We start from the raw sequence: 21555 nt of genomic DNA, 5'->3' as shown, positions 1-21555 counted from the left end.
TGAGGAAGCGTGGATAACGCGCTTCCTTTTTTAAGAGGTCGTTACTATGAATCATACAGCGAGCACAACGATAGAACCTGCGGACAAAAGCCTTTTTTCTCGTCTAAATCTGAAAGCGCTTACACCGTATGGATTCCTTCTGCCGTTTCTGATCATTTTTTCTGTATTTGGGATCTTCCCGCTGTTGTTCTCTGTTTATCTGTCGTTCCACGAATGGAATCCAGTACAGGGCATGGATGCAATGGAGTTCGTTGGTTTTGAGAACTATCACATTGCCTTGACTGACCCATGGCTATGGCGTTCATTAAAGAACACATTGTGGCTAGCAATCACATCGGGTGTTGCTCAGCACTTAGTCGCTATTCCAGTGGCTTACATGTTGGTTTCAATGGGTGACCGTATGCGTCACTGGCTAACATCGGCGTACTTCCTACCGTTCATCACATCAACGGTCGCAGCATCACTGATTTTCTTCAACATGTACTCTCCTAACTCAGGAATTATCAACCAAACGTTAATGGCATTGGCCGATAGCACGCTGTTTGGTTGGGCATTTGCTTGGGTTAACGATTTTCAACCAATCCGCTGGTTAGACGATGCCACTATGGTGAAGCCGTCTATTGCGATCATGGTTTTCTGGAAATACACCGGTTTTAATATCGTCCTTTACACCACTGGTTTAATGACGATTCCTAAAGACATTTTAGAAGCTGCACGTATGGATGGTGCGAATGCCTTCCGCCGCTTCTGGAACATCTCACTACCAATGATTCGTCCATTCATCTTCTTTGCAATCACCATGACCATCATCGGTAACCTGCAAATGTTTGAAGAACCGTTCGTTCTAACGCGTGGTACAGGTGGTACGGGTCAATCTGGTTTAACTATCTCTATGTACCTCTACAAAGTGGGTTGGGAATGGTTAGAAATGGGCACAGCGTCAGCAATTTCATGGCTTCTGTTTGCACTGATCGCGTCTTGTACTTTGGTTCAATTTTTATTCTTCGGTAAGAAAGGCTTAGGGGAACATTAAGATGTCGACATCAATTAAGACAAATACCTCACCATTAAGTGGCCTAATGCCAAGCGAACGCACCATGTACATCATGACTAAGATCTTGATGGTCATGCTCGGCATATTACTGATTGTTTCCGCAATCATTACGGTGTTCCCGTTTGTGTGGTCAGCACTGCTTTCAACACGTGACCGCTCGGAGATCTTCGGCTCGGGCATCAGCTTTGCGATTGGCGACAGCCTAATGGTGAACTACGCAAAACTGCTAGAAATCATGCCGTTTTGGAAAGCGATGTTTAACTCGATTTACGTGGCTTTCTTGGGCACAACCATCTCGCTGCTGTTTTGTAGCATGGGTGGTTACGCGTTTGCTGTGTTTAAGTTTCGCGGTAAGAACGTGTTGTTTGGCATGTTGGTTGGCTCAATGGCGATTCCGCCAGTGCTTAGCCTGATCCCTTACTTCATGATCGTGAAATTCTTAGGCTTGTTGGATAACCACATGGCGGTATGGCTACCGTTCACAACCACGCCGTTTGGTATCTTCTTGATGCGTCAGCACGTGATTGCATCGATTCCAAAAGAGCTACTTGAAGCAGCGAAATTGGATGGTGCAGGTGAGTTCAGAACGTACTGGAGTGTGGTATTGCCACTGATGAAGCCTGCCTTAGCAACACTGGCTATCGTTCAGTTCGTTTTCTTCTGGAACATGTTTATGCAGCCTCTCGTGGTGCTAAATAACCCAGATAACTATGTTATTACGCAAGCACTTCGAAGTGTTCAAGGTATTCCGAATACGCCATGGGGCGCGGTAATGCTAGGTACAACAATTTCTATTTTACCGCTCGTGATTACTTACCTGTTCGCATCGAAACAGATGATCAGTGGTTTAACGTCCGGCGCAGTCAAAGGTTAGGTTTAAGGGTTATAACAATGAATAAATATCAACTTCCAAGTGATTCAAAGTTACGCAGTAAGGAATTTGTATTCGGTGTCGCGACATCTTCATACCAAATTGAAGGCGGCGTTGAAGAGGGCGGTCGTACACCGTCTATCTGGGACACTTTCTGTAAGACGCCGGGTAAGGTCGATAACGGCGACAATGGTGATGTGGCGTGTGATCACTACCATCTGTGGCAACAAGATATCGAGATGATTCAAGGCTTAGGTGTTGATGCTTACCGCCTGTCCATTGCTTGGCCACGTATCCTGCCGCAAGACGGTGTGGTGAATCAGCAAGGCCTAGAGTTTTATGAGCAGATCATCGATGAGTGTCATGCTCGTGGCATGAAGGTTTACGTAACTCTGTATCACTGGGATCTGCCGCAATACCTCGAAGACAAAGGTGGTTGGCTGAATCGTAAAACGTCTTACAAGTTCGCAGAATACGCAGAAGTGGTGAGTAACTACTTCGGTGACAAGATTGATGTTTACACAACGCTGAACGAACCGTTTGTGTCTGCATTCCTAGGCTACCGTTGGGGCGAACACGCACCAGGCATCAAGGGTGAGAAAGAGGGTTACTTAGCGTCTCACCACCTAATGTTGGCACACGGTTTGGCGATGCCGATTCTGCGTAAGAATGCGCCTCATGCTAAGCATGGAGTGGTATTTAACGCGACTCCGGCTTACCCATTAACATCACAAGATCAAGGTGCCGCAGATTACTGTGAAGCGGAGAACTACCACTGGTTCATCGACCCAGTATTGAAAGGTGAATACCCACAGCTAGTTGTCGAGCGCCAAGCGATGAACATGCCGATGATTCTAGAAGGCGACCTAGACATCATAAGCGCACCTGTTGATTATATCGGTATCAATTACTACACACGCAATGTCGCTCGCTTCAACGAGAATGGTGATATTGAATCAGTAAAACAGACTGATGCTGAACACACTTACATCGGCTGGGAGATCAACCCACAAGGCTTAACCGATTTATTGGTAAGGCTGGATGCTCGCTACGAAAATATGCCGCCTATCTGCATCACAGAGAATGGTGCAGCAGGTAACGATGAGCGTGTTAACGGACAAGTGATGGATGAACAACGTGTTCGTTACTTCCAAGGCCACATCGAAGCAGTTCACAACGCAGTTGAAGCGGGTGTGAAAGTCGATGGTTACTTCGCTTGGAGTCTGATGGATAACTTTGAGTGGGCATTCGGCTACTGCCAACGTTTTGGCATTGTCCATGTTGATTACACCACTCAAGAAAGAACACTGAAACAGAGCGCAATTGCGTACCGAAACATGCTTCAAGAGCGCGCTGAGGAGAACAGATAATGGCTAAAGTAGAATTTAAGAACATCAAAAAATCATTCGGCGATGTTGAAGTTGTAAAAGAGTTTGATTTTACGGTTGAAGACGGCGAGTTCGTGGTTTTCCTTGGCCCATCTGGCTGTGGTAAGTCGACAACACTACGCATGCTTGCAGGCCTAGAGAGCATCAGCTCTGGTGACATCGTCGTTGGTGGCAAAGTGATGAACAAGGTCGATGCTAAAGATCGTGACTTAGCGATGGTATTCCAAAGCTACGCGCTGTACCCGCACATGACAGTGTACGAGAACATCGCATTTGCTCTGAAGCTGAAGGGCATGCCAAAAGCAGAAATCGACGTAGAAGTGCTAAAAGCGGCGAAAATGCTAGAGCTTGATCCACTACTGAACCGTAAGCCGAAAGAGCTTTCTGGTGGTCAGCGTCAGCGTGTGGCAATGGGCCGTGCGATGGTTCGTACGCCTAAGGTTTTCTTGTTTGATGAGCCGCTGTCTAACCTAGATGCAAAACTTCGTGGCGTGATGCGTGAAGAGATCAAACATCTACACCGTGAACTAAAAACCACCACGATCTACGTAACCCACGATCAGATCGAGGCGATGACATTGGCGGATCGCATCGTGATCCTGAAAGACGGATATGTTGCTCAAGTTGGTACACCAACCGAGGTGTTCCAGCGTCCGGCAAACAAGTTTGTCGCGCAATTCATTGGTAACCCATCAATGAACATGTTGGAAGCAAAACTGATTGAAAAAGAAGGCGAGTACTTCGTTGAAATCGGCGATGTTCATATCCCACTGCCTGAGCGCTTTAAGTCTCTGGCATCTAAGAACCTAGCTCTGCATTTTGGTGTTCGTCCAACAGATATTCACCTACGTGCCGAGCAAGTTGACCACGACCGCGTGCTGCCATTCCCTGTGAAAATCAAAGACAAGGAACTACTAGGCGCGAGCATTCTTCTGAAAACAGAAATTGGCGGTCAACCGCTGATGGTTGAAACCCAAGCCGCTGAAGTGGATGTAAAAGATCTGACGCTTTACTTGGATTTGGATGCTTTCCACTTGTTTGATGCATTGAGTGAGAACTCGCTAGCGAGCTGATTTGCAAGAGCTAGTTATTTTGCAACAGCCAGTTGATCTGCAAGGGCGAGTGAGAGAAGCCTGACTCAAACGGCTAAGTCAGTCATTGAGCTGACACCAACCAACTTACGACAAATTGTTTTGGCTCCTCCTGATTTGGGAGGGGCTAGGGATAGTGATGATGAAATTCGGATATTTTGACGATAAAAACAAAGAATACGTAGCAACCACGCCGTGCACACCAATCAAATGGTGTAACTATGTTGGCACATTAGATTTCGGTGGCATTGTTGATAGCAACGGTGGCGTGTTGTTGTGTAAGGGCGATCCGGCACTGAACCGTATCACCAAGTACATTGCACAACTGCCAAACTCAGACTTCAAAGGCTCGACCCTATACCTCAAGGTGCGTGACGAAGCGGGTAACGTAGAGGTGTTCTCACCTTTCTATACACCGACTCTGAAGCCGCTTGATAAGTTTGAAAACCACACTGGCTTGTCTTACACCACCATCATTGCAGAAGCGTTTGGTGTGCGTTGTGAAGCGACATTCTTCGTGCCAAAAGCTGACCAAGTGCTGTTACAAGACATCAAAGTCACCAACATTTCAGATAAAGCCCTGCACGTTGATGTGGTTCCTGTGTATGAGTTCACACACTTTGATGCGCTTAAGCAGCTACTTAATGCTGATTGGGTTCCACAAACCATGACGCTGAAAGCGCACCAGCAAGAGTCGGGTCATACTGTGCTTGAGCAGTATGCCTTCATGAAGCGCGACTACGCGGTAAATCTGATGACAGCGGATCGCCCTGCGACGTCGTTTGATGGTGATCGCCAATCATTCCTTGGTCAATTTGGTTACGGCACATGGGCTGCCCCGCAAGCGTTAGAAAACGATGAGCTTGGCAATACTGAGTGTTTGCGTGGTGACAACATTGGCGCGCTTAACCTGCGTTTGGGTTGGTTATCTCCAGAGCAGACAGAACGTACGGTCGTACAAATCGCGCAAGAACAGAGCCTAGAAGCTGCACTTCCTCTGCTGGCTAAATATCGTGACCATCAAGTGGTTGATTCAGCTTTCGCTGAACTGGCTGAACATTGGGATGGTTACCTACAAGCGGTTCAGGTTGAAACGCCAGACCCTGCTATGAACTCGATGCTTAACGTACATAACCCACGTCAGTGTCACACCACTAAAAACTGGTCTCGTTACCTGTCTCTGTACCAGCTTGGCTATGGCGCACGTGGCATCGGTTTCCGTGATTCTTCGCAAGATACGTTGGGCGTGATTACTCATATGCCAGAAGAGGCGCGTGAGTTCATTGAGCGCTTACTATCAGTGCAAAACATCAATGGTTCTGCGATGCACCAGTTCTTCCCATCAACCATGGAAGCGAACGCGGGTGACTCACGTGAAGAGGAAGATCGTCCGGATTACTACGGCGACGATCATCTGTGGATCATCTACGCAGTCACTCAATATGTGAAAGAGACAGGCAATGCTGATTTCTTGAACAAAGTGATTCCGTTCTATCAAAAAGACAAAGCGGGCAACCCTGTGGAAACAGGCACCGTTTGGGATCACTTGTGTCGCGCGATCGAGTTTACCTACACCAATACGGGTGAGCACGGCCTACCGTTATTAGGTTTTGCAGACTGGAATGACACGGTGAACCTGCCAACGGGTGCTGAGTCGATGATGGTCGCTAACATGTACGGTAAAGCCCTGCTTGATATGCTCGACCTCTGTGAGTTACGCGGTGAGGAACAGCTGACCGCTCAGTTCAAAGAGCAATACCAACAAATGCAGAGCACAGTGAATGAGTGCGGTTGGGATGGCGAATGGTTTGTGCGTTACTTTGATGAGCAAGGCCTGCCAATTGGTTCTCACAAGAATGAACAAGGGCAGATCTACACTAACGGTCAAAGCTGGCCTGTGATTTCTGGTTTCGCGACACAAGAACGTGCCACACAAGCGCTAGATTCGGTTTACAACAAGCTGAACACGACCAATGGTATCAAGCTTTCAACTCCAGGCTACAACGGCTTTGATCCACAACTTGGTGGCGTTTCGACATATCCACCGGGTGCGAAAGAGAACGGCGGTATCTTCCTGCATTCAAACCCATGGGTGATGATCGCGGAAGCGAAAATGGGCAACGGCGAGCGTGCTTATGAGTACTACCGTCAAATTAATCCGGCTTCTAAGAACGACGATATTGATACCTTCGAATCTGAGCCATACTGCTACCCACAAAACATTCTGGGTGACGAGCACAAACAGTTCGGTTTAGGACGTAATGCATGGCTTTCAGGTACTTCATCTTGGACTTACGTGGCGGGTACGCAGTGGATTCTGGGTGTTCGACCTGAAGTGGATGGTTTGCTGGTGGATCCTTGTATTCCTGCTGAGTGGCCTGAATTCAAAGTGCGTCGTCAGTTCCGTGGCGCGACCTACAATATCCATGTTACCAACCCAAATAACGTGTGTAAGGGAGTGGCAGAGATGAAGGTCAACGGTGACCTAATTTCAGGTAATAAAGCGCCAGTGTTTACCTCTGGTGAGCACACCATCGAGGTGATTTTAGGTTAACAAAGAGAAGGGCGCTTTATGCGCCCTTTATTGCTTCTTTAGTTTGGTTCTTTCGTTGCGTTGTTTCGTTAGCAATGCGTTCTCTGGGGGCTGATTTCGCATTCAGCGGCTGTCTTACTTTGCTTGCCTTAGTTGGGTTGATAGTTGGCTTGGCATTGCCAAGTAAAGGTCTGAGATTGGTTCGGGCTAAGTGTCAATAAGCCGATCTGGTTATTGAACGCATCAGCTGGGCAAGTCATTGGTTCTATTGCAATACTTTGCTCGCTAGTTGGCGTGTAAAGCTGAACGAATGGGTAGCTTTCATCTTGTTGGTAGCGAATTGCGGCAGACGAATCTGAGCGCGTAAACGCAAGTTGGTTGGTTGTCTTGGAATCAAATTCAAAGCAGTGATTTAAGCTTTGATTGGTCAGTGAATCGTCCAAAGACAAACGGTCAAAAGCGTGTTTTTCACCATTGGGTAAGTCGTTTTCGTGTATGACCTCAGAGCAAGGCGACATAGCGAGTCCACATTGTGCTAGCTCAGTGCCGAGTGAAAAGTAAGGGTGCCAAGCATCACCGAATGGGAAGGCTGAATCACCCAGATTAGAGACGGTCGTTGAGGAAGAGAGTCTACCCGTTGTGTCGATAGTGAAGGTGACTTCAAGGTTAAAAGCGAACGGGAAAGCAGGGTGTAAAGATGATGTCTGATATTGCAGCGTCACACTGGCTGATTTTTCATTGGCTGCGCTGTTTTTGATTGAAAAAGGTTGGTTGTAGAGCAAGCCATGTACGGCGTGATCAGACCAAGGGAAGTTAGCTGGGAGTTGATGGTTTTGGTTGTCGAAACTGTAGCGACCTAAGTTTAAACGATTTGGAAAAGGGAATAATTTAGCACTGCGGGAAAAGAACGGATGTTGGTTGATCAGTTCATCATAATTCTGATAGCCACAAATAAAAGAGAATGGACTGTTATTTACAATGTATTTATTTATAACAGCACCAAACCCATTGATTATTTGAAGTTCTATACCATGCTGCTGATTTATTAATGTGACAGAGTCAATATTTCCAAATTTTTCATTTATAATTTTAAACATGTTGATGTCTCCATTTTTAAAAGATATTAACAAGAAGAAAAAAATATTCAATGGCGGTTTTAAAATGAATAATAAAATTCCATATACGAGCTACTCAGGAAATTCAGAACACTTGTGTAAAAAAGGTGATGCAGTTGAATTTATTCAACCTTGGTACACGCCAATTTCGACTACACCAGAAAATACCGGTATGGCAGTCGGCGGAATTGGTAACACATTTACACTCACACCAAACGGCAACACGCCGAACTTCAGCTTTATTCCGGGAATATTTGTCGATTGTTCAGAGCAAGCTATTAATTTTAATGATTTTTATGCGTCAGTGATGAATGTGCCAACCATCGACACGCTGAAAGTTCTTAATGAACAAGAGTTAAGCGTTCACCTGAACTTTTATCCGGCTTTGTTCGATGGCAAAAAGATTGAAAGTCGAGAAATGTCGAATGCGATTAGTCTCATTCAAGCAGCATTAAAAAATGGTCGCTTCTACCAAGAAAATAAAGATAACTTTACAAAATGGAACGTTGAATTTTCAAATAAGACTCAATTATTGATTGAAGAAGATTCATCTTCGATTATTTGTCAATTATATGTAGCCTTAGATTTCTTTAATGGTTTATTAATAAATGATACAACGAGATTATTATCACTCACTGCGGGTGATAATAATGATATGGATAATATCAATGGCCGTGATATAGATAGTGTTAATGGCAAGGATATAGAATATCAAGCTTTGTATCCATTAGCTGAATATAAATACAGTAGCTTCGAAGATATTAATATAAAGCGTAAGGTCGTCTCTCCGATCGTTAAAGAGAACAAACGCCTTTGCTCTTTACCGATGCACTGGAATCACTTCGAATTAACCAATAATTCATCGCAAACACGCGTGATTACGTTTGCTCAGCCTCTACAAAACTTGATTGGTTCAACCTACCAAAAAGGCCGTGATGGTATTCAGGATTCGGCATGTACCTTGTCTCAAAATCCGATTGCTCAGCAGCATGAAGTGGTTAACTTAAAGGGTGAAAGACACAGCTTTACGGGTGTTCAATTGTCTAGCCAATCGCCTTATCAAAGCGATATTGAAGGCGAAGTGGTGTTTGGTGTTCAAGCGGATAACCATTTGACTGAATCTGGTAAGGTTTCGATTTCTGTCAAACCAACGCTTTATACCTCTAAGACAGCTCAGCAAACAGAGTTCGCACTGAAAACAGGCCGTACCAACGCGGAATTCCAAACAGGAATTTACACGGGGCGTGAAGCATTGAGCGCATTGGTCGTGGTTCAGGTTGAGTTGGAGCCGGGCGAATCCGTTGACCTGCGTTTCGCACAGGTGATGGCACACAGTAAAGTTATGCTCAATGGCTGGCACTCAGACAAGGCTTACACGCAATTCTACCCACAAGCAAAGCCTGCCTTACCGATGTTACAAGATGTTTTGCCAAAGCTTGAGGTGATTGAGCAGAAGATTATTGAGCAACAGATCGCTTTCCTAGAGCAAGCTCAAAGCAAAATATCACAGCCTGAATCAGCGCTGCGCTATGCGACGATGGCGATGAACTCACTATCGTTTTTAGCCGAATCTACGGTATGGGATAAAGAAGATAAGTTCCTAGTGAAAGAGTGTGTTGATTACCCATTCTTTAACTCTCTGGATGTGTATTTTTACGGCTCATTTTCACTGCTTTACTTGCTGCCGGAGCTTGATGGCTGCGTAATGAAAGAGTTCTCAAAAGCGATTTTGGCTGAAGACTTCACTCAGCGCCGTTACTGGGAATATGAAGCGACCCCGAATGCTGAATTGATTGATGAAAAGTACCAAGGTGTGCGTGCGATTCGAGGTGCAGTAATCCACGATTTGGGTAGCCCGTTCGACATTCAGCCTGACGCGTATAGCTGGCATAATGTTAAGGAATGGAAGGACTTAGCGCCGAAATACATTCTGATGGTGTACCGCCATTATCAAAACACCCAAGATCTCTCTGTGGTTAATGAGTGCTGGCAAGCGGTAACTGAAAGCATCGATTTCTTATCGAATTTGATCGCTGAGGGTGACGATTTACCACTAACCCGAGGCACAGACGATACCTTTGATAACCTAGCTTCTCACGGCATCTCTATTTATTGTGCGAGCCTGTGGGTTGCTGGCCTGCAAGCCGCGAGCGAACTTGCACAATTGATGGGTGAAAGCGAGCGAGCTAGCGGTTACTTAACGCGTTCTAAAAAGGCGTTAGCCACGGTTGAGCAAAGCTTGTGGGATGACAAAGAGGGTTACTACCACTTCTTCGTGACGCCAGTTCAAGCCAAGCATCTAACGGGTGAAGGCTACCAAGCTCTGGAAACCTTAGGCCTAACTTTGACGGGCGATGCGATTGCCGATAAGAACACGCTTAATACCTATCTCAATGAAACAGATACTTCAATCAGCATCAGCAAGGTGTCTCAAAGAGTATCTAAGAAGCGCTTATTGAGCGAGACCGCGCCTCAAGCCTTTACACAAGACTACTTAGATTTAGTACCTGATTCAGACAACAGCTTTGGCGATGCTTTATTGGCTGACAGCTACCTAAAGCTCATCGGTTTAGAAGGTATTTTCCCGCAAGAGAACATCCAACGCGCACTAGACTATGTTTATAAGCATAACTTCGAAATTAACAGCCCTAAGCTTGGGGTTGCGAATATGACGTTGGCCGATGGTTCGCCGCATGAGGCATTTCAGGCTCAAGATGTGTGGATTGGTGTGCAGTTTAGTGTCGCAACGGCGTTGAGTCTGGCAGGTAAAAACCAGCAAGCAGAAACATTGATGGATACCGTGTATACCGCACTCTATGACTATTCAAAAATTCCATTTGCAGCGCCAGAAGGGTTCAATTGCTCTGTGTCTGTCAATGAGAAATATCTTATAGAAGCCTTTAAATTGACGCAAAATGATGCGAAAAACTGGCTAAGTGTACTTAAATATCAAAACTGTGTGCTGTCTGACGGTCGGATCAATCCAACATTGACGAAAGATACTGATAATTTTGTTAAAATGGTGAGCGGTGAAATTCCGTTAGAAAAGCTGGCAGGCTTACACAAATGGTTACTGAGTACTGGCTTGAAATATACGGCTGGTCGTTACTTTAGACCGGGGATGATCTTCGCCTACTTGTATTAACTTAATGACACGATTTTCAGCTAAAGCAGTGGTATGCAGGTTGAAACTGATGGGGAGCTTAAAGCTCCCCGAATGTCACTTGATTAGGGGTTCGAGATGCGCACTAAAACAAAAAAAACAACAGTATACGATGTAGCAAAACTGGCTGGTGTTTCTCCCAGCACAGTTTCTCGTTTTCTTAATCGAACCACTTATGTGTCGGATGATAAAAGCCAGAACATCGAGCAAGCGATTAAAGACACTGGCTACAAACCTAATTTTCAAATGCAAGAAAACACCAACCGACGTTCACTCACCATTGGTGTGTTGGTGCAACACCCTGACAGCCCTTATACCAGCCGTATTCTCAATGACATGGAGAAAACACTGATCGCTCAAGGTTATTCGTTAGTAATCGCGACAGGGCATTGGCAGAAAAAGTTAGAAATGCACGCGTTGGAGTATCTCGCAAAAAGTAACGTGGATGGCATGATCATCGTGACAGGAAGCATTACTCAAGAAGAGATTACCAAGTATGCACAAGACATTCCTATCGTGATGGTTGGCTACGATTTTGTTGAGAATAACGTCCGCTCCATCAACATTGATAACGTGTTGGGCGGCTACATGGCAACCTTACATTTACTGCAACAAGGGCATGTGAATATTGCTCATATTAAGGGACTTTCAAGTCAACCTGATTCGGGAAATCGCTTTGAAGGCTATAAGAAAGCACTTCAAGAGGCGGGCATAAAAGTGATGCCAAAACTCGTTAAACAGGGTGATTTCAGTAGTGAGTCTGGCTACGAGAAAACGGTAGAGTTGATTGAATCTAAGGTTCACTTCTCCGCCTTGTTTGCTGCAAATGACCAAACGGCTTACGGGGCGATTAAGGCGCTGTCTGACCACGGTTATAAAGTGCCAGAAGATGTGTCAGTGATTGGGTTTGATGACTTGCCAACGTCTAAGTATTTCACACCTGCGTTAACAACATTAAGGCAGCCAATTGAAGAGATTGGAGAGGTGTGTGCTCAGTCGATTTTGAACTTACTTTCAGGTGAGAGGCATGAAGCACGACTACCACCGATAGATTTAATCGTCAGAGAGTCGACCAAGTCTCTGTATCGTTAGTTGTGAAATGATTGAATCATAGGGAGTTACAGTCAAAGACACATTATTTCCCTTCAGAAACGAAAAATGTCGCATCCATGCGACATTTTTCTTTTGGCGGCCAAACCAGTTTTGCTATATCCATTCTAGATTTCAATCCATTAGGAGATTATTCAGAATGTACTCATAAGACGCTGTTAATGTTGATTAGTTCCCTCTACGCCGCATTTTTTTTCGATTTATTTTCTAAGTCGAATGACGCTGCGATCAGTTTCTTGGTGTAGTCGTTTTTCGGCGCATTGAAAATCTCTTCGGCAGACCCTTCTTCCATCACTTCACCCTTCTGCATCACCAGTACACGATCCGACAGTGCTTTTACTACCGAGAGATCGTGGCTGATGAACAGAAAGCCGATATTGTGCTTGGCTTGAATGTCTTTTAGCAGGTCAATCACGGTCAGTTGTACTGAGCGATCGAGTGCTGAAGTTGGTTCATCCAGCAAAATGAAAGAGGGCTCTAGAATCAGTGCGCGAGCAATCGCGATACGTTGTCTTTGCCCGCCAGAGAACTCATGTGGATAACGGTTTATTGAATTCGGCTCTAAGCGAACTTCAATCAATGCTTTGCGCGCTCTTTCTAAACGTTCTTGCTTGGATAGATGAGGTTGATGCACCGTTAAGCCTTCGGTGATGATTTCCCCAACGGTCATGCGTGGTGATAAAGAACCATAAGGATCTTGGAACACCATTTGGACATCTTTCTTGAGCTTGTGACGCTCTTTATCATTTAATAAGCTAACGTCTTGGCCTTTGTAAACAATACGTCCGGTACTTGGCAGCAAGCCGATTAATGCACGTCCAAGGGTCGATTTACCTGACCCTGATTCACCCACAATGCCTAGCGTTTCGCCTTGTTTAAGATTCAACGAAATGCCTTTTACGGCTTCGAAGTACTGACTTTTACTCTTGATGAAATGTGATTTAACCAAGAACTGAACTCGGATGTCGTCAGCAGACAATAGCTCTGGGGCTGACGCCTCAACAGGAACCTTAGCGCCTTTCGGAATCGAGTTAATGAGCATTCTTGTGTAATCATGTTTAGGACTATCGAACAAAGATTGAGTCATCCCTTCTTCTACGAGCTCACCTTTACACATCACTAGCACGCGGTCTGCAAAGTGTCTCACCACACCTAAGTCATGGGTGATGAACAAAATTGCCATTCCCATCTTGCCTTGGATCTCTTTGATAAGAGCAAGCACTTCAGCTTGAACCGTTACATCTAATGCAGTTGTAGGCTCGTCAGCAATCAGGATATCCGGTTCATTAATCAGCGCCATTGCGATCATGATGCGTTGCAGCTGACCACCCGAAAATTCGTGAGGGTACTTGGTGTACGACTTTTCTGGCATTGGCAAGTGCGCAAGATTAAACAGCTCAATCACTCGCTGTTTGGCTTTAGACTTTGACACTTTACGATGACACATAATAGCTTCTGCCACTTGAATGCCAACACGAAGGTAAGGATTGAGAGAGGTCATCGGTTCCTGAAAGATCATGCCGATTCTATCGCCACGAATCGACTGCATTTCTCGCTCAGTTTTCCCAAGAATCGATTGTCCCTCAAACTCGATGTCTGATTGTTTATCAATAATCGCGTTATCAGGAAGCAAACGCATAAGCGCGTTGGAAGAGACGGATTTCCCTGAACCTGATTCACCAACAATGGCCAAGGTTTCGCTTGAGTTAAGGGTAAAGTTAACCTTTTTGACCGCATCAATGATTCCATCATTGGTTGTGAAACTAACGGAGAGGTTATTGACTTTAAGTATGGCCCGGTCCGACATGATATATCCTTATCAATTTAAGACATTAGGTGAAGATTGAACTTCTGACGTTGTTTTAAGTTGCCCAAAATGGTGATGAGCACGTTGAATTTGTTCTAGTTCGAGCATCCAATGCGAACTGCGCTGAGCGCTGCAAAAAGCGATCAGGTGATTGAGTAAATCTTCGCTCTGCTTTTCCAATAACCCAAAGGTACGTTGAATCAGCTCAGTGTTCTCAAGAGAGATAAATTGCATCAGAGCGTAAGATTGATTCAAGGTATCGAAGGCTTGTTGATGCTGACCTAATCGGTTGAGTATCTCTGATTGAGCGACACTTGCGTCTCTTAACCCGGCAAGCAGGCAGGCAAATTGGCAAGGCTTAATATCGCTTTGGTATGCTGCATCTTGGATGTGATGAGGAAGTGAGGTTAGAACATCACCATACAGGCGCTGTGCTTCAGGCCAGTGACCTTGTTCCATTAACTGTTCAGCTTTTAGGTAGTGCATCCAGCATCGTTCAATTTCCATATCCACATCCTCAATTTATAATATCTGAAAATGTTAATGATATTTATTATCAATTGCAAATTAAAATCATTCACATGTTAAGTTGGTGAATTAAATAACGAGCTATTCCTAAAAATGGCTTAAATTGTGTGTTATTTGTTCAGTTGAACAGCTGTGTAGCGTAAGTCACTAAATTTGTAGGAAATTACATCTACACTGATTTTATCTACACCCAAGTAATGAAGGACTAAGGAGGCGGCGATGGCGATGCAAAGACTCAATACAGAACAGCTGTATCAGGTGGCGGATTTAGACAAGCTACCATGTAAGTCGACCAAAGAACTGGCTCCAATTGACGAAATCGTCGGGCAGGAACGGGCACAAAAAGCCGTTGAGTTCGCGATGTCAATCAAGGAAAAGGGTTACAACATTTATGCGATAGGGCGAAATGGTCTGGGTAAACGCACCATGATCTTGCGCTATCTGAACCGTCACCCTCAAGAAGTGCAGGAGCTTTTTGATTGGTGTTATATCGCGAACTTTGAAGATATTCGTACACCTAAGGTACTGAAATTGCCGCGTGGCGTTGGCAGCAGTTTAAAGCAAGATATTGAAAAATTGATGCGTAAACTGCTGAAAGGTATGCCTCTAGCGTTTGATAACGAGATGTACTTTAGCCGTGCTGACAGGCTTAAAAATCAACTGGCAGCTAAGCAACAAGCCGCGTTAGAAAGCATTAGTCAAGAAGCGAAAGACAAAGGCATTAACCTGACGATTACCACTCAGGGTGATTACCAATTTGTGGCAATGAATGGTGATGATCTTCATACCGAAGAGAGCTTCGATCTGCTTTCGCCGGAAGAACAAGATCAATTTGATAAAACCATTGATGGATTGGAAGTCGGCCTACGAACCATTTCTCGCGAACTGACGGAACTTGAAGAGACGTACACTGAGAAAATTCAAAAGCTGAATGATGATACGGCGCGAGACGTGATCACTCACTTCATCAAGCAATTGAAGAAGGATTACAGCCAATATCCAGACATCAAAAAGTACCTAACGGCACTGCGTAAAGACATTGTCGACAACGCTGACATCTTCTTAGAAGAGAGCACGGAGCAAGCAGAAGTTGCAACGGCCTCTTTGGATAAGAAAATGCCGCGTCGCTACAAGGTTAACGTGATTGTGAGCCAAAAGGAGGAGACTCTGCCGATCGTGGTGGAAGAGAATCCAAATTATCACTCTCTGTTTGGCTATGTAGAAACGGCGACGTTCAAGGGTACTGTCTTTACTGACTTCTCATTGATTCGCGCAGGTAGCTTACACAGAGCTAACGGTGGCGTATTGCTGATGGATGCGGTGAAGGTACTTGAGCAGCCGTACGTTTGGGAAGGCTTGAAACGAGCGCTGCGTTCACGTCAATTGAGCTTCACTTCATTAGAGAAAGAGGTGACCTTAACGGGCGCGGTATCGCTTGATCCAGAGCCGATTCCATTGGACGTCAAGATCATCCTGTTTGGCGACTACCGAACTTACCAACTGCTGCAACACTACGATGCAGAGTTTGGTGAATTGTTCCGTGTGACGGCCGATTTTGAAGATGAGATGAAGCGTACTCCCGATTCTGAAATGCACTACGCGCGCTTTATTTCGAGTATCGTGCACGACAACAACATGCTGCATTGTGACCGTAAAGCGATCGCTCGCATCATTGAGCACAGCTCTCGTCAGGCGGGTGACCAAGGTAAATTGTCTCTGCACTCGGCACACATTGCTAATCTGCTTCGTGAGTCAAACTACGTGGCGAGAGGTTCAAAGTCGAACCTGATTCGAGCAACACACGTCGACCAAGCGTTATCTAACCAACAGATGCGTGTCGGACGACTGCAAGACAGTGTGATGGAGACGTTTACCAACGGCACAACACTGATCCATGTTGATGGTCAGGCGGTTGGGCAAGTGAATGCTCTGTCTGTATTAAGCACCACCGATCACATGTTCGGTGCGCCAAACCGAATTACTGCCACCACGGCTTACGGCGATGGTGAAGTGATTGATATCGAAAGAAACGTAGACTTAGGTGGCAGCATTCACTCAAAAGGCGTGATGATCTTGTCGGCTTACCTTTCTTCCGTATTTGGCAAGACAGCCAAAGTCCCGCTCACCACTAACATCACCTTCGAACAATCGTATGGTGGCGTCGATGGTGACAGTGCGAGTATGGCTGAGTTCTGTGCGGTGGTGTCAGCGTTTTCTAAGCAGCCAAACCGTCAAGACATCGCGATTACAGGCTCGATGAACCAGTTTGGTGAGTCTCAGCCAATTGGTGGTGTGAACGAGAAAATTGAAGGTTTCTTTGATGTGTGTGAAATCAAAGGGCGTTCAAACGAACAAGGGGTGATCATCCCACGTTCAAATGTTCACAACCTGATGCTGCGTAGCGATATTGTGAAAGCGGTTGAAAAGGGCGAGTTTAATATCTGGGCGATTGACCATGTAACAGAGGCGATTGAACTGTTCACAGGCAAAGCCGCTGGTGAGGCGAGTGATGAGGGTAGCTATCCAATTGATACTATCTTTGGTATCGCCCAAGCTAAACTGAACGCACTGCGCAAATAGTTTGAATATCTAGATAGCTAAACAAATAAACAAACAAACAGCCAAAACGCAAAAGCCATCGATTCTAGAATCGATGGCTTTTTTGTTGGTTGAGGTTTAGTTTGCCAGTGAGCTATTTGTATTTGGTCAGCTTACGGTATTCGGTAAAAGTTGCGTGTTAAATGGTGTTAACCGTTTCGCAAGCAGAGCTTGGTGCCATCGAACTTCAGTTTTGCCAATAAGTGTTTGGCGTTAGCTCTGCCAATATCATCAAATTCGACACCGTATCGAGCGTAGTGCGTCGATTTCTGTAAATTACAGACGATGCCTCGCAATGGCGGAATCAGTGGGCCATTGTAGTTCTCAGGGGTTATCTCAATAGACACGCGATCGGCAATCTGAATCGCACGAGAGGTTGGTGAGGTAACGAAACGACAACCACTTTTCGATAAATCTCGTATCTCACAGTTTGCTCGCTGGTCGTTGAAGATGATTCTTGAAGCCAGATTCACTTCATAGCGTGTTTCTTTACGTAGCTGAGTCACTTGCATCGTGCTTGGTGTAGACAGCACTAGAATAGGGAAGGGTTCACCAATCTTATGGTGAATTTGGCTTCTAAAGTGGATAAGCGCGCCTTCACCTCGTAGAGAATACGCACGAGCGGTCATCCAAAAACCTTCTTGAAAGAAAAAGTTCAGATCTTCATTGGATACCTCGGGAACCTCAACCACAATACAGTTATCACTGTGCGTTCCGATAAACTTGGTGGTGGCGAGAAACTTCGTGCCAACGGGAGTCGAGACATTTAATGTCAGCTCACTGCCGTGCTCAATCATGGCCAGTGCATCAGTGCTATTGATGGTGGAAACGGTGCGATTACGAGGGTCTTGAAGTGCCTGATTATGCTCCAAAGGCTTCTTCAGGGGTGCGTTCATTATATGTTCTCCATGCGCCAACATGCGTCTGTTAGTTATACTGGTAACTTGCTAACAAGGGGTTATTACGTGCTAGATTTAGTAGGTGTACTAACGCAATTTATAGAGTGCTTTTAATTGGTTTGAATTTTATTTATAACCACACGCTATAATAATATTTTCTTTGATTGTAAGTACTTAGTTTTATTTATATGCACTTGCGCTAGTCTATTACAAGGAACTCATACTTCAAACTTTTATTGTTTGTCGTATCAATTATTTGCAGGAGTTGAGAATGCAGGCAGTAAAATGGGATCAAGAAGTGAACCAGATCACGGTAGAGTTAGAACCCAACCAGTTCGCGGTCGTTAAGTATCAAAAGGACGGAGATGTACTACATATCACGTCGACACGCATTCCTGATGAACTGCAAGGCAAGGGCTTTGGGAAGGTGATGATGGAGTCGGTATTGCCTGAAATTGAACAAGCGGGCTTCAAAATTGTGCCGGTTTGTAGCTATGTGGTTCACTACATGAATAGGCAGCCACAGTGGTCACACCTTCTATCCGATAAAGCATAACAACGAGTAATATGTCTCAATCAATATCGTCGAATAATCGAGCTCAACCTGAAGCGGGTTCAAGTCAAAATCAGCCAGAGCTTTATCAACAAGAGCTTTATCAAAATGAGCTTTATCAAAATGAGCTTTATCAAAAAATAGCGACCTCGCTGGGTTGTCATGAAGGGTTTGATGTCCAAGTGATTCAACGCCTATGGGGTGGATATGGCGAGTTAGTTCGCTTAGTCTTTTCTCAAGAAAGCAGTGCGGAACTCAAGAGTGTGATTGTTAAACATGTCGCGTTGCCAGATAAAGCTGAACACCCAAAGGGTTGGAATACCAAACTCTCTCACCAACGAAAGGTACACTCTTACCAAGTGGAAACAGCTTGGTATCAGTCATTCACCCAACAATGGGACGAGCGCTGCCCTGTACCTGTTGGGCTGCAATGTGAACTAGAAGAGAATGAGTGGCTGATAGTGATGCAAGACTTAGCGGATATTGGCTTCCCGTTGATCTCTCAGTTTGATGTGCTTGCTGCTTCTGACTATCAGGCACCTAGTTACACACGAGAAGAGCAAAAACAACGCGATGCTTGCCTTAAATGGCTCGCTAACTTTCACGCAAAGCATATCAATATCAATCAAGAGCAGTTGTCATCATTGTGGCAAGTCGGTACTTATTGGCATCTAGATACACGTCCTGATGAGCTCAATGCCTTGGCTGATTTACCATTGAAGAATCAAGCCAAGCACATCGACCGTTTACTCAAAGAGTGTCCATATCAAACCTTAGTCCATGGCGATGCCAAGCTCGCCAATTTTTGTTTTGATTCTGAAAGCGAGCGAGCAGCTGCGGTCGATTTCCAATATGTGGGTTACGGCTGTGCGATGAAAGACGTCGCCTTGTTCATGAGCAGCGCGATTAGGCCACAAGATTGCGCAGAGCTTGAATCAGAAGTACTAGATGCTTACTTCCACTACTTGAAAGAGGCATTGGCGTACTATCAGCCACACCTTTCATTTGATGAGGTAGAAGCAGCATGGCGACCAATGTTTTACGTGGCGTGGGCCGATTTCCAACGTTTCGTAAAAGGCTGGAGCCCAGAGCATTGGAAGATTAACCCTTATACTGAGCAGTTGACCTTACGAGTGCTCACTCAATTAGACGAACAGGAGTCCGTCAATGTTCGATAGAACCGCGAGCTGGAAAACGCCGCAAAACTTTTTATTACTGATTTCGATTGTTGTACCGATCGCGTTTTCGAGCTGGATGGCTTTACTTAATAACTTCGTGATTGAGAAGGCGAACTTTGATGGTGCGGATATTGGCTTGCTGCAAAGTGTGCGTGAGATCCCGGGTTTCTTAGCGTTTACCGTAGTGTTTGTGTTGGCATTCATTCGTGAGCAACGCTTCATGTTGATATCGCTGGCGATGCTCACTGTAGGCACCGCGATTACGGGTCTGTTCCCCTCACTCACTGGATTGTTGCTGACTACCATTTTAATGTCGACGGGCTTTCACTATTTTGAAACGCTGAAGCAGTCTTTGTCACTGCAATGGTTGAGTAAAGAAGAAGCGCCAGAGATGCTAGGTAAGATGATCTCAGTCGGCGCACTGGCATCCTTAATCACTTACGGATCTATCTGGGTGATGCTAGAACAGCTGAAGCTCGACTTTGCTTGGGTGTACGGTATTACTGGCGGTATTGGTTTTATTCTGGTTTTGGTGATGACCTTTGGTTTCCCTGAATTTCAAACCAAGACGCCACAGAATAAGAAGTTGGTGCTGCGAAAGCGTTACTGGCTCTGCTACGCGCTAACGTTTATGAGCGGTGCGAGAAGACAAATCTTCACCGTATTTGCATTATACAGAGTAACTAGACTTGCTTGATATTTGGTAAAGCTCTCTACGTACCGCGCTGTATGGTGCGTGTGTTTTTTTTCTTGCCACATTCTTTACATAATTACTGCTTTATGTAATATATTTTGATTTTTGAGCTCATTCTTTACACTTTCTGTAAGCTCATCATCAGTAATCAATCATTTACCCATGCATTTTTACCTAAAGGCCTCTCAGATTGAGATCGTAACACGCCTTTATCTCATTATGTGTTATCAACCAACAGAATCTGACTTTGGCATGTGAACATTTTACATACTTATCTTCATATATGCTTATCCAGTCCTCAGGTATTTTTGGGGCGGATATGGTGCTAACACTGCATAAATTGCAATGTTAGCAACTACAATATCTATTTTTCATCCTTTGTTAGATGCCATCCTGAGCTATATTTGCATTTATAGGTCCGTAAGCTAATGCCGTGTTCTTCGTAGATGATATCTGCTCTAAGCCGAGCTTCCCGTTTGGAGTGATAAGAGTCCTTGTAAACGCCGTCTCGACCAGTACAACGGCTACATTTTTTACTTGAGGTTTGCCTACTCCGTGGTGATAGATGCCAAAGTCCACACTTAGTGCAATTGTAAGGAGTTAAATCATTGCCATAATGCTCTTTAGAATACTCTGCTGCATTTTGAGCATCATCTTCGGTGTAATATTCAGTTAAGGGTTGGCCGGACATTTTTCCCAAACATGTTTCGCTTTTCATACCGGTATCCTTAAAGCTCTACAACGTTAATATCGGCTTTGCGATATCTTGAAGCAAAGGTTCTTGGATTAAACTGAATTTGAGCAAGGGCACTCTCTACACCACATAGATTAATATTCTCACTGTACTTATATCCGGATTTATTGGCGGAATTCTGGTAAAAGCGCCCCTGAGGATCAATCATCAAGTATGATTCTGTCATCGTAGAGTTAGACTCTGCAAAGACAGGTAACCCCCAGGGCGGGAGCATACTTT

Annotated in this window: 15 protein-coding genes and 2 pseudogenes; 11 read left to right on the top strand and 6 right to left on the bottom strand. The window is 45.0% G+C overall.

What is annotated here, in order from left to right:
* The first annotated feature begins 46 nt into the window (after window positions 1-46).
* The 5 genes from AB4585_RS09415 to AB4585_RS09395 all read left to right on the top strand — a co-directional run bounded on the left by AB4585_RS09415 (window position 47) and on the right by AB4585_RS09395 (window position 6958).
* Complete coding sequence (locus AB4585_RS09415) at window positions 47-1033, top strand: carbohydrate ABC transporter permease (RefSeq protein WP_017070431.1); 987 nt, start codon at window positions 47-49, stop codon at window positions 1031-1033.
* Window positions 1034-1079: 46 nt separating this feature from the next.
* Window positions 1080-1928 carry a carbohydrate ABC transporter permease gene (locus AB4585_RS09410; RefSeq protein WP_017061568.1) on the top strand — a complete coding sequence of 283 codons (849 nt, stop codon included), beginning with the start codon at window positions 1080-1082 and terminating at the stop codon, window positions 1926-1928.
* A 17-nt stretch (window positions 1929-1945) separates the two neighbouring features.
* Window positions 1946-3295 carry a GH1 family beta-glucosidase gene (locus tag AB4585_RS09405; RefSeq protein WP_372169656.1) on the top strand — a complete coding sequence of 450 codons (1350 nt, stop codon included), beginning with the start codon at window positions 1946-1948 and terminating at the stop codon, window positions 3293-3295.
* Window positions 3295-4386: an ABC transporter ATP-binding protein gene (locus tag AB4585_RS09400; RefSeq protein WP_372052400.1), complete on the top strand. Its 1092-nt coding sequence runs from the start codon at window positions 3295-3297 to the stop codon at window positions 4384-4386. Before AB4585_RS09405 ends, AB4585_RS09400 begins: the two co-directional genes overlap by 1 nt.
* 157 nt (window positions 4387-4543) lie before the next feature.
* Window positions 4544-6958 carry a GH36-type glycosyl hydrolase domain-containing protein gene (locus tag AB4585_RS09395; RefSeq protein WP_372154567.1) on the top strand — a complete coding sequence of 805 codons (2415 nt, stop codon included), beginning with the start codon at window positions 4544-4546 and terminating at the stop codon, window positions 6956-6958.
* A 128-nt stretch (window positions 6959-7086) separates the two neighbouring features.
* Here the strand turns inward: AB4585_RS09395 and AB4585_RS09390 are convergent, their stop codons facing one another.
* Entirely contained in the window at window positions 7087-8034 is a 948-nt protein-coding gene (locus AB4585_RS09390) for an aldose 1-epimerase (RefSeq protein ID WP_372154566.1), read from the bottom strand.
* 64 nt (window positions 8035-8098) lie between these two features.
* Between AB4585_RS09390 and AB4585_RS09385 the strand changes: the two genes are divergently transcribed.
* On the top strand, window positions 8099-11197 hold the full coding sequence (locus AB4585_RS09385) for a GH116 family glycosyl hydrolase (protein ID WP_372154565.1): 3099 nt from the start codon (window positions 8099-8101) through the stop codon (window positions 11195-11197).
* 96 nt (window positions 11198-11293) lie between these two features.
* Window positions 11294-12307, top strand: coding sequence for a LacI family DNA-binding transcriptional regulator (locus tag AB4585_RS09380; RefSeq protein ID WP_372126514.1), 1014 nt, complete (start codon window positions 11294-11296; stop codon window positions 12305-12307).
* A 196-nt stretch (window positions 12308-12503) separates the two neighbouring features.
* On the opposite strand, the gene AB4585_RS09375 is transcribed toward AB4585_RS09380, so the two are convergent.
* Both AB4585_RS09375 and AB4585_RS09370 read right to left on the bottom strand, forming a co-directional pair.
* On the bottom strand, window positions 12504-14132 hold the full coding sequence (locus AB4585_RS09375) for an ABC transporter ATP-binding protein (protein ID WP_372169653.1): 1629 nt from the start codon (window positions 14130-14132) through the stop codon (window positions 12504-12506).
* A 12-nt stretch (window positions 14133-14144) separates the two neighbouring features.
* Window positions 14145-14639, bottom strand: coding sequence for a hypothetical protein (locus AB4585_RS09370; RefSeq protein WP_029235272.1), 495 nt, complete (start codon window positions 14637-14639; stop codon window positions 14145-14147).
* Between the two features lie 240 nt (window positions 14640-14879).
* Between AB4585_RS09370 and AB4585_RS09365 the strand changes: the two genes are divergently transcribed.
* The gene (locus AB4585_RS09365) at window positions 14880-17240 is read left to right on the top strand and encodes a Lon protease family protein (RefSeq protein WP_017061577.1); all 2361 of its coding nucleotides are present in this window, start codon (window positions 14880-14882) and stop codon (window positions 17238-17240) included.
* A gap of 167 nt (window positions 17241-17407) precedes the next feature.
* On the opposite strand, the gene AB4585_RS09360 is transcribed toward AB4585_RS09365, so the two are convergent.
* Entirely contained in the window at window positions 17408-18154 is a 747-nt protein-coding gene (locus tag AB4585_RS09360; RefSeq protein WP_017065025.1) for a flagellar brake protein, read from the bottom strand.
* Between the two features lie 274 nt (window positions 18155-18428).
* On the opposite strand from AB4585_RS09360, the gene AB4585_RS09355 reads away from it, so the two are divergent.
* The 3 genes and pseudogenes from AB4585_RS09355 to AB4585_RS09345 all read left to right on the top strand — a co-directional run.
* Window positions 18429-18713: a GNAT family N-acetyltransferase gene (locus AB4585_RS09355; protein ID WP_004732803.1), complete on the top strand. Its 285-nt coding sequence runs from the start codon at window positions 18429-18431 to the stop codon at window positions 18711-18713.
* A gap of 11 nt (window positions 18714-18724) precedes the next feature.
* Window positions 18725-19888: a phosphotransferase gene (locus AB4585_RS09350; RefSeq protein WP_372169651.1), complete on the top strand. Its 1164-nt coding sequence runs from the start codon at window positions 18725-18727 to the stop codon at window positions 19886-19888.
* Window positions 19878-20558: pseudogene (locus AB4585_RS09345) on the top strand (MFS transporter); the annotation flags it as partial. The gene AB4585_RS09350 and the pseudogene AB4585_RS09345, both read left to right, overlap by 11 nt.
* A 388-nt stretch (window positions 20559-20946) precedes the next feature.
* Here the strand turns inward: AB4585_RS09345 and AB4585_RS09340 are convergent.
* Together AB4585_RS09340 and AB4585_RS09335 are read right to left on the bottom strand one after the other, a co-directional pair.
* The gene (locus tag AB4585_RS09340) at window positions 20947-21300 is read right to left on the bottom strand and encodes a hypothetical protein (protein WP_372154562.1); all 354 of its coding nucleotides are present in this window, start codon (window positions 21298-21300) and stop codon (window positions 20947-20949) included.
* Window positions 21301-21310: 10 nt separating this feature from the next.
* Window positions 21311-21555 (bottom strand): annotated as a pseudogene (locus AB4585_RS09335) (radical SAM protein); the annotation flags it as partial.

Source organism: Vibrio sp. 10N.222.49.C9, from assembly GCF_041474985.1.
Taxonomy (GTDB): domain Bacteria; phylum Pseudomonadota; class Gammaproteobacteria; order Enterobacterales; family Vibrionaceae; genus Vibrio; species Vibrio crassostreae_C.
Note: the sequence above shows the minus strand (reverse complement) of the source record. Positions and strands in the feature narration are given on the sequence as shown.

Bases quoted from the DNA above. Each gene is read 5' to 3' on its own strand.
- AB4585_RS09415 (WP_017070431.1), top strand. From the start codon at position 47: ATGAATCATACAGCGAGCACAACGATAGAACCTGCGGACAAAAGCCTT.
- AB4585_RS09410 (WP_017061568.1), top strand. From the start codon at position 1,080: ATGCCAAGCGAACGCACCATGTACATCATGACTAAGATCTTGATGGTC.
- AB4585_RS09405 (WP_372169656.1), top strand. From the start codon at position 1,946: ATGAATAAATATCAACTTCCAAGTGATTCAAAGTTACGCAGTAAGGAA.
- AB4585_RS09400 (WP_372052400.1), top strand. From the start codon at position 3,295: ATGGCTAAAGTAGAATTTAAGAACATCAAAAAATCATTCGGCGATGTT.
- AB4585_RS09395 (WP_372154567.1), top strand. From the start codon at position 4,544: ATGATGAAATTCGGATATTTTGACGATAAAAACAAAGAATACGTAGCA.
- AB4585_RS09390 (WP_372154566.1), bottom strand. From the start codon at position 8,034: ATGTTTAAAATTATAAATGAAAAATTTGGAAATATTGACTCTGTCACA.
- AB4585_RS09385 (WP_372154565.1), top strand. From the start codon at position 8,099: ATGAATAATAAAATTCCATATACGAGCTACTCAGGAAATTCAGAACAC.
- AB4585_RS09380 (WP_372126514.1), top strand. From the start codon at position 11,294: ATGCGCACTAAAACAAAAAAAACAACAGTATACGATGTAGCAAAACTG.
- AB4585_RS09375 (WP_372169653.1), bottom strand. From the start codon at position 14,132: ATGTCGGACCGGGCCATACTTAAAGTCAATAACCTCTCCGTTAGTTTC.
- AB4585_RS09370 (WP_029235272.1), bottom strand. From the start codon at position 14,639: ATGGAAATTGAACGATGCTGGATGCACTACCTAAAAGCTGAACAGTTA.
- AB4585_RS09365 (WP_017061577.1), top strand. From the start codon at position 14,880: ATGGCGATGCAAAGACTCAATACAGAACAGCTGTATCAGGTGGCGGAT.
- AB4585_RS09360 (WP_017065025.1), bottom strand. From the start codon at position 18,154: ATGAACGCACCCCTGAAGAAGCCTTTGGAGCATAATCAGGCACTTCAA.
- AB4585_RS09355 (WP_004732803.1), top strand. From the start codon at position 18,429: ATGCAGGCAGTAAAATGGGATCAAGAAGTGAACCAGATCACGGTAGAG.
- AB4585_RS09350 (WP_372169651.1), top strand. From the start codon at position 18,725: ATGTCTCAATCAATATCGTCGAATAATCGAGCTCAACCTGAAGCGGGT.
- AB4585_RS09340 (WP_372154562.1), bottom strand. From the start codon at position 21,300: ATGAAAAGCGAAACATGTTTGGGAAAAATGTCCGGCCAACCCTTAACT.